The 12169-nt window shown below is 60.6% G+C and carries 15 protein-coding genes; 12 read left to right on the top strand and 3 right to left on the bottom strand.

Going from position 1 to position 12169, the window contains the following annotated elements; genetic code table 11:
* Positions 1-75 precede the first annotated feature (75 nt).
* A complete protein-coding gene (locus tag EN990_RS20985; RefSeq protein WP_095089546.1) occupies positions 76-357 on the bottom strand; it encodes an HU family DNA-binding protein in 282 nt (93 codons plus the stop codon).
* Between the two features lie 850 nt (positions 358-1207).
* Here EN990_RS20985 and EN990_RS20980 point away from each other — a divergent pair.
* Positions 1208-1519 (top strand): DUF736 domain-containing protein, encoded by a 312-nt coding sequence (locus EN990_RS20980; RefSeq protein WP_127370333.1) that lies wholly within the window; start codon positions 1208-1210, stop codon positions 1517-1519.
* Between the two features lie 84 nt (positions 1520-1603).
* On the opposite strand, the gene EN990_RS20975 is transcribed toward EN990_RS20980, so the two are convergent.
* Positions 1604-2131: a MucR family transcriptional regulator gene (locus EN990_RS20975; RefSeq protein ID WP_127370332.1), complete on the bottom strand. Its 528-nt coding sequence runs from the start codon at positions 2129-2131 to the stop codon at positions 1604-1606.
* A gap of 417 nt (positions 2132-2548) precedes the next feature.
* Here EN990_RS20975 and EN990_RS20970 point away from each other — a divergent pair, with 417 nt between their 5' ends.
* Positions 2549-3760, top strand: coding sequence for a DUF932 domain-containing protein (locus EN990_RS20970; protein ID WP_127370455.1), 1212 nt, complete (start codon positions 2549-2551; stop codon positions 3758-3760).
* Positions 3761-4005: 245 nt separating this feature from the next.
* Here the strand turns inward: EN990_RS20970 and EN990_RS20965 are convergent, their stop codons facing one another.
* Positions 4006-4266, bottom strand: a complete 261-nt coding sequence (locus tag EN990_RS20965; RefSeq protein WP_084652625.1) for a helix-turn-helix transcriptional regulator — start codon at positions 4264-4266, stop codon at positions 4006-4008.
* A gap of 115 nt (positions 4267-4381) precedes the next feature.
* Here EN990_RS20965 and EN990_RS20960 point away from each other — a divergent pair, with 115 nt between their 5' ends.
* The 10 genes from EN990_RS20960 to EN990_RS20915 all read left to right on the top strand — a co-directional run bounded on the left by EN990_RS20960 (position 4382) and on the right by EN990_RS20915 (position 12023).
* The gene (locus EN990_RS20960; RefSeq protein WP_127370593.1) at positions 4382-4660 is read left to right on the top strand and encodes a DUF2285 domain-containing protein; all 279 of its coding nucleotides are present in this window, start codon (positions 4382-4384) and stop codon (positions 4658-4660) included.
* 140 nt (positions 4661-4800) lie between these two features.
* Positions 4801-5007 carry a DUF6499 domain-containing protein gene (locus EN990_RS35525; protein ID WP_281056293.1) on the top strand — a complete coding sequence of 69 codons (207 nt, stop codon included), beginning with the start codon at positions 4801-4803 and terminating at the stop codon, positions 5005-5007.
* Positions 5008-5077: 70 nt separating this feature from the next.
* On the top strand, positions 5078-5599 hold the full coding sequence (locus EN990_RS36700; protein WP_127388373.1) for a DUF2285 domain-containing protein: 522 nt from the start codon (positions 5078-5080) through the stop codon (positions 5597-5599).
* Positions 5600-5733: 134 nt separating this feature from the next.
* On the top strand, positions 5734-6024 hold the full coding sequence (locus EN990_RS20950) for a helix-turn-helix domain-containing protein (protein ID WP_127370466.1): 291 nt from the start codon (positions 5734-5736) through the stop codon (positions 6022-6024).
* A gap of 17 nt (positions 6025-6041) precedes the next feature.
* The gene (locus EN990_RS20945) at positions 6042-6908 is read left to right on the top strand and encodes a replication initiator protein A (protein WP_245469198.1); all 867 of its coding nucleotides are present in this window, start codon (positions 6042-6044) and stop codon (positions 6906-6908) included.
* A gap of 319 nt (positions 6909-7227) precedes the next feature.
* Complete coding sequence (locus tag EN990_RS20940; protein WP_127388371.1) at positions 7228-7692, top strand: DUF2840 domain-containing protein; 465 nt, start codon at positions 7228-7230, stop codon at positions 7690-7692.
* Entirely contained in the window at positions 7689-8249 is a 561-nt protein-coding gene (locus EN990_RS20935; RefSeq protein WP_127370599.1) for a S26 family signal peptidase, read from the top strand. Before EN990_RS20940 ends, EN990_RS20935 begins: the two co-directional genes overlap by 4 nt.
* 45 nt (positions 8250-8294) lie before the next feature.
* Positions 8295-8621 (top strand): DUF736 domain-containing protein, encoded by a 327-nt coding sequence (locus EN990_RS20930; RefSeq protein ID WP_127388370.1) that lies wholly within the window; start codon positions 8295-8297, stop codon positions 8619-8621.
* A gap of 4 nt (positions 8622-8625) precedes the next feature.
* Entirely contained in the window at positions 8626-9666 is a 1041-nt protein-coding gene (locus tag EN990_RS20925; protein WP_245469197.1) for a lytic transglycosylase domain-containing protein, read from the top strand.
* Positions 9667-10283: 617 nt separating this feature from the next.
* Positions 10284-12023: a VirD2 family relaxase/mobilization nuclease gene (locus EN990_RS20915; protein ID WP_127388378.1), complete on the top strand. Its 1740-nt coding sequence runs from the start codon at positions 10284-10286 to the stop codon at positions 12021-12023.
* The last annotated feature ends 146 nt before the right edge of the window (positions 12024-12169 follow it).

Raw genomic sequence — 12169 nt, 5'->3', positions numbered from 1 at the left:
ATGATCTTGGAATAAGACACCATCGCCCAACAGGACAGCGCGTTACCATCAGACGAGATGTGTCGTCATAAATGGTCAGCCGTTCACCGAGTCCTTGAGAGCCTTTGCCGGCTGGAAGACGATCTTCTTAGATGCGGCGATCTTGATCGTGGCGCCAGTCGAGGGATTGCGGCCATCGCGCGCTGGTTTGTTCTGTACCTTGAACTTGCCGAAGCCATTGAGGCTGATTTCCTCGCCCTTGGCAGCGGCTTCCGCAATGCCCTTCAACACATCCTCGACCACGGATTTCGCTTGGGTTTTCGACAGGCCGTGCGCGTCTGCAAGGCGTTCGGCAATATCGATCGTGTTTACAGCCATCGTTTCCATCCCTTCTGAGTTGGTTCAACGACTGGCCTTATGGCACAGGCAATTCCACACTGTCATCGCGTCAAAGAACGGAATCCAGTGCAAACAAATGCTCGAGCCGGGAATTTCCACCACTCTTATCGCGAAAGTCACGCAGCGCATCTCGGTAGACGCCCGGCGTGGAAGCGACCCGTTCCCAGCAATGCCTCACCGTGCGTCAGGCGTGACCGCGGCGGGAACATTCGGCGATGAGGTGGAGGATCAGGTGTGACGCGGCTATGGTCCGCCTTCGATCTCAAATCAGACTTGCATCGAATCGACGTGAGAGAGGAAATCGTCACGGCATTTGGCGGCTTGGAAGCCGCTGCCCTCAACAATCAATGGTCGTCTTCGGAGACGCCCCGAACGCGACGACGATTCAGCCCAAAGATCAGGGAAATCGGACGTCTCTTCTTCACCGGTGGAGTAGGACCAACACCGCCTTGGCGAGTGAGGAAGCGTCTTTGACCGAAATAGAGAAGCGCAGCGGCGCAAGCGACAATGGTCGTGACTGATCTAGCCACTGTGGCGTTCCTTCCGCGTATTCTTTCCAAGCCACGCCCACGGCGTCCTCGAATGGATTGGGTCTGACCGAAGACCGCCTTCGCTGCGCTCAGTCTCGATCGTCTTCCCGCAACGACGTCGCTGCGTTTTCTTCCCCTGGTCGCTGCGCGTCCATTCCTCGCGATCCAAGAAAGCCTCGCGCCGCCGTCTTTCACTTCGTTCCAGCCCCTTCAGGGTGCGGACCGATCGTCTCCGGTCTCACGACCACCATCGAGGCCGCGATGGGCGCGGCCCGAGAAAAACAGAAGGAACTACCACAATGGCTACGATCGGCACTTTCTCCCGCACCGCGAAGGGCTTCTCCGGCTCGGTCAAGACTCTCAACCTCAACGTCAAGACGGTAACGTTCTCTCCGACCGATGGCGAAAATGAAAAGGGTCCGGACTTCCGCATCTTCGCCGGCGCCACCGAGTTCGGGGCGGCATGGAAGAAGACCTCGCGAGAAGGCCGCGACTACCACTCAGTCAAGCTCGACGATCCCAGCTTCCCCGCTCCGATCTATGCGAGCCTGGTCGAGACCGAGAACGAGGGCGATTTCTCGCTTATCTGGTCACGCCGCGCCGCCGAGTGATCCACAAAACACGAAGCCTCGCGGCAAGGCGGGGCTTCGTCATGTTCAGGTCCGCGATCTCTAAGCTCTGCCAGACGCGGTGTACTACGCTTTGGCTAGCGCCTTGCGCGGCTTCTTCACAGGCGACTTGATTGCGGCTGCGGCCGTCTTCGCTGTTGCCGCGCGAGCATCCCGCTTTGGCTTTTCCGCCGCGGCAGGAGGCGCAGCCGCCTTGCGCCCGAGCCCTGATGCCTTCGCCAGAGCCGAGCGGGTGGCCGCGTAGTTCGGTGCCACCATCGGGTAATCGGCAGGCAGGTTCCACTTCTGCCGGTATTGGTCAGGGGTCAGATTAAAATGCTGAAGATGCCGCTTCAGCGATTTGAATTTTTTTCCGTCTTCCAGACAGATGATGAAATCCGGCGTCACCGACTTCTTGATCGATACTGCCGGCTCCTGCTTGATCACAGGCTCTATCGCCGGCGTGCCGATGCCTTTCAGAGCGGCATGGATATCGCCGATAAGCTTCGGCAACTCGCCGACCGGCAATGGATTGTTCGACACATAGGCGGCGACGATGTCGGCCGCGATCGACACGGTATCCAGTTGGCCGTCTTTTTCGAGAGCAGTGGTCATATAATTTCCTCTTATTGTATCTTGTATCGGACGAATTGAGCGACGTTTGATTTCCCCGTCCCGCCAATGAGGCAAGTAGTACGTTTCTCTGTAAAATCCAAATCTCTTGCACAACATTATAAGAGTAAGCTTCGCTTTCATCGTTCTGATCGACTGCGGATACCCTTGTCGATCCGTTGGGAAGCGAGGAACTTCCCCTCGCTTCCCCGCCAGTGCCGCCTGTGCAGAGCAAGGCCGCAGGCTCGCAAAGCGGGCGATTGCAGCAACAGCGACCATCAATTTCCATCTGCTTCGCTCGACCGTGCACCCCGGCTCAGCGCGCCGGCATTGGCCCCCATCACTCCCGCGCGCTCTCGCGCCCCCGGAAGGCATGCCGGGGGACATGCCTTCGGCATTGACGGAAAAGGAGTGAGCACAATGAACATGACCACCATCATCGACGGCGAGAACAACAGTCAGCAGCAGGCGGTTTCCAGCGGCTTCCGCGTTGACGTCACGCGCGGCGAGAGGATCGGGCGGGTTTCCTCGGAATGGTTTTCGCGTCCCGATGACGAGCGCTATCTGAGCCTCACCGAGCTTTTTGATGCCGTGAAGCAGAGAGCGGACCGCGCTACCGCCCGCACCGTCGAGAGCCGCGCTGTTCGCGTGGAAGCTACCCGCGACAATGCAGAGCGGCTTTCGCTTATCGTCCCCGGACAGGAGCAACCAATTGCGCCCACGCATTGGAGTTTTGGCCAACTTTGCAGCCTTGTCAGCGCACCGGCGACCTACATGCGCCAGCTTCCCGCGCCGCTGGCAGGCATCAATTTACAGCACGGCCTTCTGAGCCATCGGGCGGAATTGATGAAGACCCTCGAGACGGCAGACGGGCGCATTGAACTTCGCGCCGTAACCGGCCCGGACTATGGCCGTATCTGGGATCACGAGCTTGTCGCCTCCGTGATGAAGATCGCGGGCAATGGTACCGGTGACACCATGTGGAAGGTGCCGGGCGTTCTGGATTGGGCTACGATGACTCACAATCCATTCGTCGACATCACCAAGGACACCACCACGCTTTACGCCAGCGACCGCGACGTGTTCCTGTTTCTCGTTGACGATACCCATCCGATCGAAGCCGGAAGGCTCCCGAATGGCGAACCGGATTTGTATTTTCGCGGTTTCTATTGCTGGAATTCGGAGGTTGGCAGTAAGACGTTGGGCGTTGCGAGTTTCTATCTCCGCGCCGTTTGCATGAACCGCAATCTTTGGGGCGTAGAAGGCTTCGAGGAGATCAGCATCCGGCATTCGAAGTTTGCAGCACTTCGTTTTGCTCATGAGGCAGCGCCCGCTTTGACGAGCTTTGCGAACTCTAGCCCCGCGCCGTTTATCGCCGGCATCAAGGCCGCACGTGAGAAGATCGTCGCCCGTAGCGACGAAGACCGCGAAGGCTTCCTGCGCAAGCGCGGTTTCTCCAAGAGCGAAACAAGCAAGATCATCGAGGCAGTTTTGCAGGAGGAAGGCCGCCTGCCCGAAAGCATCTTCGATTTCGTGCAGGGCATGACTGCGCACGCCCGCAGCAAGGCGCATCAGGATAGCCGACTGGAGCTTGAAGGCAGGGCGAAGGCCTTGTTGGAACGGGCGGCATGAGCAAACGAAAGGCCGCGCAGCGAACGTCTCGCCGCGCGGCCTATTAGGTCCGCCGTATCAACGAGACCGTCATATCAAAGTATGACGCCCGACGGGTAGCCAGGATTAAAGTTTCCGGCCGTACCGAGACGTGGCGGCCGCTCGCCGGGCTCCGCCCGGCTCGCGATGCGACTGCTGCCATTTTGAGCACAGCACAAGAAATTCGTTTGGATTTCAGCTCTGATTTCGCCCTAGCAGATCGACGGCTAGCGCTTTCGGGCAGGCATACTCGGAACTGTTGCCACCTCATTCAGAATATCATGGGGATCGAATCCGATCGTTTCAGCCAAGTCGAGAAACTCGATCACGTCCAAGCGCCGTCCTCCCGACTCGATCGCTGCGACTACCGATTGGTATCGATCGATTGCCTTTGCCAAGTCGGCTTGGCTCAAGCCTGCAGCTTTGCGCTTGTCCACGATCAATTGGATAAGTCGCAAATGTCTTGGCGACCGAAGTGTCTTTTGCATTCGCTGCCGGTCCTTGACGAAACCGGCAGATCAATTAAATGGAAATCCAGATAACCAGAAAATCTGGTTATCTTATGAACGCAGCCACTTGTGCTTCCACGAATTTTGGTGGGCCGTGCTTAAACCACTCCTTGATCCCGATGTTGCCGACGTTGCACCGGATGCCCCGATCCTGACCGGCTATGACGAGGAGCGACTGCTCACCTACATCCGCCTTCTTGATGCGGCGGCCGAAGATGCGGACTGGCGCGAGGTGGCCAGGATCGTCCTGCACATCGATCCTGAGCATGAGCCGGAGCGAGCGTTCAAGTCCTGGGAGACCCATCTTGCCCGCGCGCGGTGGATGACGACGAGTGGTTATCGGTATCTTCTGGCGGGCGGTGCGCCCCACTAGGTGCAGCCTGCCATGCGCCACGCTTTGCTGAATCAGCACAGCGGTTTGCTGACTCTCCAACTACCCAGCCCGCGCATCGACCCCGATGCTGATTCCGAAGCTCGCAGCCGAGTGCTGGCATCGGGAGAGGACCAGGCAAATTGCAAGGCGATTGGACCAATCCAGCGGCCTATGTGCACATGCGCGACTACGAAGCGTCGGAGTTCGCTGCCGAATATCTGATCCGGAACGACGCCTTCATCGTCGAGTGCAGTCAGCTTGCGTCGCTAAGCGCAAATACCGAAGACCTGCTCGGACAATCTGACTTCGCCGCACGGTGGGGCGCGCGATTTCACTGTCACCGGTGACGGACTTTCATCTGCCGAGAACATCGTCTGGACGGAAAAGGCCTCGCCGCGCGTTCTCCGGGTCACGCGGATGCCTGCCTCGACTGGCTCATCCCCTCGGAGCGTGCTTCCTAGCGAGCTCCGCAACGCTGGCGTTTGGGAGCAGGGCGAAGACCTTGAGGCTCTTTGGTCGGCATCGACCGCAACGCATCGCCTGATTGCCGAGAGTTGCGACGGTTCACTTGGCATCAATGCCATCATTCTCCCGCTCGACGAAGCCTTCGAAACAAGAGTGGACGCCGCACGCCAGTTCTGGCGGGCGCTGAACGGTCGATCGCCCGGCAGCCCAGTCTACGGCGCGCTGCCCCAGCAGACGAAGACCAGGCATATCCTCAATCTGCGCGCTCACGACGCCCGCCGCGCAGCGGCCTCCTATCGCATGATCGCGGAGGTGCTGCTGTCACGAGATCCAATCGTGCCACGAGATTGGCGCGACCATCACCTCAGGCACAAGGTACGGGCCGTCCTGCGAAGAGCGGATCGAATGGTCGCCGGCGGCTACCGCGACCTACTTTTCTATCCACACAGCCGCAGCCGAAAATCCGATCGGTGAAGTCCATCCTCGCAGGGGTAGCAAAAACACATCCCCGATGTTTGCCCTCCCTCGCCTTTTCTCAATTCGACCATCGTCCGTTTCGCGCGTCCCGGCAGGCCAGGATGACAGCAAAACCGAATGGAGATCGAGCGATGTCGAAGGGTCCCGCGGACGCGCCCCAAAAATACCTGCGAACGAAGGAGGCGGCACCAATCGTCGGCCTTTGCGCTCGCACGCTGGAAAAGCACCGAACCTACGGCACCGGCCCAAAGTACAGGAAAGTCGGTGGGCGCGTGCTCTACGACATCGATGACCTGCACGCCTGGATCGAACTCGGCGCGCGCACCTCCACCAGTGATACGGACGCGACCTTTGTTCCGCCGGCCAAGCCGCACGCCGCCCGCGCACCTGCCTATGCCGGCAGACGCGATCGCGCCTCCTGACCGCTGGGGTGGCGTCAGTGCAGTACCGCTCCGAAGGCCAGCTTGACCTGTTTCACGCTCGCGCCAGTGTCGTCACGCCGCGCGACGCGCAGGATCTCATGTCGTGGCCGTTCTTCTCGCTCGCCAAATCCCGCCGCGTAACGCCGATCGACTTTCGCATGGGCGAGGTGTCGATCCGCGTCGAGGCAACGGCCGAGCACGGCATGGCGACCATCTGGGACGCTGACATTCTGATCTGGGCGGCGAGCCAGATCGTCGACGCACGAGACAACGGCCTTCGCACGTCGCGTCTCATGGCGGCCACGCCCTACGAGATTCTTGCCTTCATCGGCCGGGGCGATTCCGCCCACAGCTATCACAGGCTGAAGGCCGCGCTTGACCGGCTGCAGTCAACCACGGTTGCCACGTCGATCCGACAGCCGGGCGAACGGCGCCGGCATCGCTTCTCGTGGATCAACGAGTGGAAGGAGCGAATGGACGCCAGCAGGCGCCCGCTCGGGATCGAGCTCATTCTGGCCGACTGGTTCTATTCCGGCGTACTCGACGATGCTCTGATCCTAACGATTGATCGTGAGTACTTTGGGCTGACTGGGGGCCTGGAGCGATGGCTCTACCGTCTAGTGCGAAAACACGGTGGTCGTCAGAGCTACGGCTGGAGCTTTGATCTCCGCCATCTCCATCTCAAGTCAGGCGGCCTCTCCCACTTCAAGCGCTTCACCTTCGATCTGCGCGAGATCGTCCGTCGCCAACCGCTGCCTGGCTATCGGCTCGCGCTCACCATCGATCCTGATGGCCGATCGCGCCTGAGCTTCCAACCCAACCCGCCGGAACCGTACGCGACGCAGCGCGCGCCGCGCGCTCGACCGACCAAGGCTGTGAAATGACTGTGGACAGGCCCGTGCTATCAGGAACCGCAACTCCCGTGCCATCGGGAACCGGATTCCCGTGCTATCAGGAACCGGATTCGATCCTAAGCCATTGTGGCGATTGCCGAACCGGCTCCTCTAACGTTTCTAACCGAGAATCCTTCCGATTCTTACTAACGCAAAGCGCAGGTCGGCGAGGCTGTGGGCGACGGCCGAGCCCTAATCTTTCGGCGATGCCGAGAGCGATCGACGTCCACTGCTCTTACCGGAACAAGACCACTTTTTCCGCCCCTCGCTTCACCATGCTTGTTCGTGGCCTCCTGTCATGGAGGTCGGCATGAGCGATCTCACCACCGTCGAACTGGTGTGGCTGAAGAAGCGGATCGAGAACTACATCCGCTTCGGCAAGGTTGCTTCGAACAGGAACATCGATCGCACTCGTCGTGCCGTCACCTTCACGCCTGGCAGCGTCTTCGCTTTCGTCCGGTGGATGGGCAATGACTTCGGCACCGTCGCGTCCCGCATCGACATACTGCGTGCAGTCCCCGCCGGTCGGCGCTGCTCGACCGTCGCATATGTGCGCCCCGGCGCCGAGATCCTGCTCACAGTGATCGGATGGCGGAACGTCGAAGAAGTGCTGAAGATCATCGACGCCATCGAGGCGATTGGCATCGACCCAGTCGATGTGTCACCGCATTACTGGCGGCATGCCCACAGTAGGTTTGCCGCGCGCGAGACGCCCAGGCCCTACACACGCCAGCGCCATGAGGCATGGCTCCTGCGTTGCAGGATCGAGCCATGAGCATGCGCGCAGTGATCATCGTCGCGATGCTGGGTTGCGCGGTTCTCGCGGTCGCTCCGGCGTGGATCGACCATCGACCGCACTTCATCTGGAACGCATCCGCGAGCGTCCCCGTCGGGTTGTATCGGGTCGAGCCGGTCGAGAGGATCGCTGTTTCCGATATCGCCGTCGTCATGCCACCCCAGCCGCTCGCCAGCTTCCTGGCTGAGCGTCAATATCTCCCGAAGGGCGTGCCGCTTCTGAAGCGCGTGTTGGCCCTCAAAGGCACGGCCGTCTGCCGACAGGGCACCGCTATCATCATCCATGGCGTGACCGTTGGACTTGCGCGCGAGCGCGATAGTCGCGGCCGACCGTTGCCCGCATGGCAGGGCTGCCGCGTGATCGCCGACGGTGAAGTCTTTCTCATGAATCGGGATGCGGCCGACAGTTTTGATGGCCGCTATTTCGGACCGGTGCCGCTCACTTCAGTCATTGGCCGCGCGACCCCTGTCTGGGCAACCGACAGCACCTCTCCGACTCCGAAAGTTTCAAGCGATCACATTTTAGGCGAGCCGTGAAGGCCGTCCCAATCATCCCCAAAGGCTCATGAAAGGAGCACTGCAATGGCCCAGATCGGCACCTTCACCCGCAATAACGACGGCTTCTTCGGTAACGTCTCAACGCTAACGCTCGACGCGAAGCTTGCCATCCTGCCCGCCGAGAAGTCGGATGCCGAGAACGCGCCGGACCACCGCGTCTTCTGCGAAGGCATGGAGATCGGTGCGGCGTGGGAGCGTACCGGCGAGAAGGCTGGCAACTACCTCTCCGTCTCCATCGATGATCCGTCCTTCACGCAGCCGATCCGCGCCAACCTGTTTCAGTCCGATGCCGAGAAAAGTGTCTGGGCTTTGCACTGGAGCCGCCCGTCGAAGCGCGACGAGCGAGGTTGATCGGATGCGCCGACTGCGCGGCACCCAACCTTTCGCGTCAAACCCTTTGATCGATCAAGCGCTGGTCAAACCCCTCGACCCGATCGCCTGTCAGGCGGCTGCCGCGCGCAGCGAAGGTCAAGGGCGGCCGGACGCTTGCCAATCGCTACGGACGCTCATCGCCCAGCAATTTGCGGCAAGCAAGTCCGGCCGGCGAAGCCTTGCCCTTGACGGGAGCGAGCACAGTGGCAGGCTGCAGGCGCGTCGGGATCGTGGTGCATGTGCTGTCATCCGACGAGGCGTGACGATCCTGTGTGCATGCGTCATGCTCCTTCCTTCTGCATCGGCGGTTTACGCAGAACCTCTTTCTCATGGCGAGGGGCCGGCCCTCTCCAATGCCAAGACTTCGTCAGCTGATCCCTGGTCGGCTCATATCCGGGAAGCCGCGAAACGCTTTGCTATTCCTGAGCGGCTGCTGCGCGCCGTCATGCAGGTCGAGAGCGTTGGCGATGTTCATGCGGTGTCGAGCAAGGGCGCGATGGGCCTGATGCAGATCATGCCGGCGACGTGGGAAGAACTGCGGATCAAGCATCATCTTGGCGACGACCCATATCAACCGCACGACAACATTCTCGCCGGTGCAGCTTATCTCCGCGAGATGCTCGACCGCTTCGGCCGGAACGGCTTCCTTGCTGCCTACAATGCCGGTCCTGGGCGGTACGAGGAGCATGTTGCGACCGGTCGGCCGCTGCCGTGCGAAACAGTAGATTATGTCAGGAAACTGGCACCGCTAATCAACGGCGCAGCTCCAATTTCGACGCGTGCAAGGCAAAAAGTCGGCAGGGCGAGTGCACTCGATTCAGTGATTTTCGCGCACGTCGCAAACACACGGAATAGCTCACCTTCGCGAGGCGATCGCGCGATCGATGTTCCCGTCGAGACTGTGTTCACGGCGATCCGCTCACCGAGCGTGCGATCACCAGCGGTTAATGCGGTCAGCGATCTCACCGCGCTCGTACCGCCAGCGGGTATGCGTCCGGGGTCTGCACATGACACCAGGCCTTGACAGAATTCTCGACGAGCCTGGCGGTATCGGACCAAGTGCACGGCGCCGATGCGCCAATCCGGCGGCCTCCTACTTAACAGGGGCCGCGGTTATAGCAGCCTCAGCGTCCGCCTTGGCGATCACAGCTTCGGCACGTTCTATGGCAGCACCGAGTTCATCGCTCCGCCATGTATCAACCGAATGGCCATCGTCGAACGACCGGTCGTCGACTCCCCGAGCGCGTGAGACCAGCTCACGAAGCGCGGCAATGGCTTCGGAAAGTAGACTGGCTTCTGCTCCGTTTCGGGAAGACCGCGTCACATGTTTATCCCTGTTGCATCGCGATCATGGACCATCACGCAGTGTCCTTACAACAGACGACTATTGCTTGATTGGCGCATTCCTGGTCAATCGCATTCCGGCCTGTTGCGCCGCGGGAATTGCGGCGGACCGTTGGCTTGCAGGGATTGCGAGAAGGGATGGCAGGATAAAGGGCCGCGATGTGCGGCTCGGTCGGTGCGTTCGATTTCAAAGACTTACGCATCACATCCGCGATGTGCGTGGCAAATCCGCGATGTGCGCGATTACCAATTTCTCAAATTTCTCAAGAAAAGCTGCACCTCGCAGACTCGGCGGCCATGAAAAGTGACGACGATTTCCGGGTCCGTCCTGGCCGCATTCGTTCCCGGGCCGCTCAGCGTGCACGCCCCTTCATCTTCCAGGCACTGGCCGCTGCACAAAGGGCAGGGGGACATATCTCGCGCAAGGGAAACGTCATCTCCTCACGCGCCTCGACGTTCGGTCGTGGCAGGTCGGCGAGCATCCGCGCCAATCGCCTCATCACCGGCCGCTCGCGCGGCGCCGTCGTAAAGGCACGCGTTGTCCGGGAGTTCAGGGGATCGACGCCGCTCGCCGCCCATCTCAAATATCTTGGTCGCGAGGGTGTGTCGCGCGACGGCGAGAAAGCAAAAATGTTCGGACCGGACGGGGACGAGGCTGATCATGATGCATTCTCGGACCGCTGCAGGGATGATCGGCACCATTTCCGTTTCATTGTCTCTCCTGATGACGCCCAGGAGTTGGGCGACCTCAAGAGTTTTGCTCGCGGCCTCATGGTCGATATGGAGCGCGACCTCGGCACCAAACTCGACTGGATCGGCATCGATCACTGGAACACCGAACACCCCCACGTCCACATTCTTGTGCGCGGCGTGGCGGATGATGGCGAGAACCTCGTCATCTCACGCGACTACATCCGCCAGGGCATGCGCGACCGAGCAAGCGACATCCTCACCCAGACGCTGGGGCCTCGGACCGATAAGGACATCCGCCGGACAGTCGAACGGCAGATCGACACCGAGCGCTGGACACAGCTCGACCGCCAGCTTGTTCGCGATGCCGATCGCCTTGGAATCATCAATCTCGCGCCGCCTGGCAGCCACCAGCCCGACGAGTTCCTCACGCTTAAGATCGGGCGGCTGCGCAAGTTGGAACGGCTTGGCCTCGCCAGCGAGATACGTCCTGGCCAGTGGACCATTGCCGAGGAGGCTGAGACGACGTTGCATGCGCTCGGCGAGCGTGGCGACATCATCAAACGGATGCATCGCAGCATATCCGACCATAGCGTCGAGAGAGGCGCGGCCGACTATGTCCTTGCAGCTGGACAGACAGCCGAACCTATTATCGGTCGGCTTTTGGAGCGGGGGCTCGACGACGAACTGCGGGGCTCGGCATATGCCGTGGTCGATGGTGTCGACGGACGCGTCCATCACATCCGGTTTCAAGATCTCGATGCAACAGGAGATTCAGCACCTGGCTCCATAGTTGAGCTCCGCCACTACAAGGATGCGAAGGGCCGTGGTCGTGTCGCGCTCGCCATCCGTTCAGACTTCTCCGTCGAGGAGCAGATCGGTGCCGGCGGCGCGACTTGGCTCGACCGTCAGCTTGTCGCGAGCAGACCCGCCGAAATCGGGGAGGGGGGCTTCGGCAGGCAAGTGAAGCAGGCGCTTCAGGATCGCACCGATCATCATGTCAAGGAGGGCCTCGCACGGCACGAAGGCCAACGCGTGATCCTCGCTCGCAACCTGATCGACACGCTACGCGATCGCGAGGTGAACGCGCTCGGCGCCCGACTGGCTGCAGAGACTGGTCTGCCCTATGCGAAAGCGTCGGAAGGCGACCAAGTGGCTGGCATCTATCGACAAAGGTGTTCGCTCGCCTCGGGCCGGTTCGCAATGATCGACAACGGGTTGGGTTTCCACCTCGTTCCTTGGTCGCCGTCGGTCGAGCGGCAGCTGGGAAGACATGTCTCCGGGCTGGCTTGCTCAGGAGGCGGAGTCGCTTGGACCTTTGGAAAGAGGCGAGCACTTGGGTTGTGAATCCCGACGACTATCGTGCGTTCGCGGTCGGCAGCGGCATTCCAGCTCTTGGTAAAATCGTTGCACCCAATGTCCTCCATTCAAGTCACCCCGGCGCCTTCCTGAAAACAGTCGCTCTGCTGAGCGGCGTCCTGCCGACTCCCTGT

It is taken from the genome of Mesorhizobium sp. M7A.F.Ca.US.005.03.1.1 (genome assembly GCF_003997975.1).
Lineage (GTDB): Bacteria > Pseudomonadota > Alphaproteobacteria > Rhizobiales > Rhizobiaceae > Mesorhizobium > Mesorhizobium ciceri.
The sequence above is the reverse complement of the archived record's forward strand: the minus strand, read 5'-3'. Positions and strand labels throughout refer to the sequence as shown.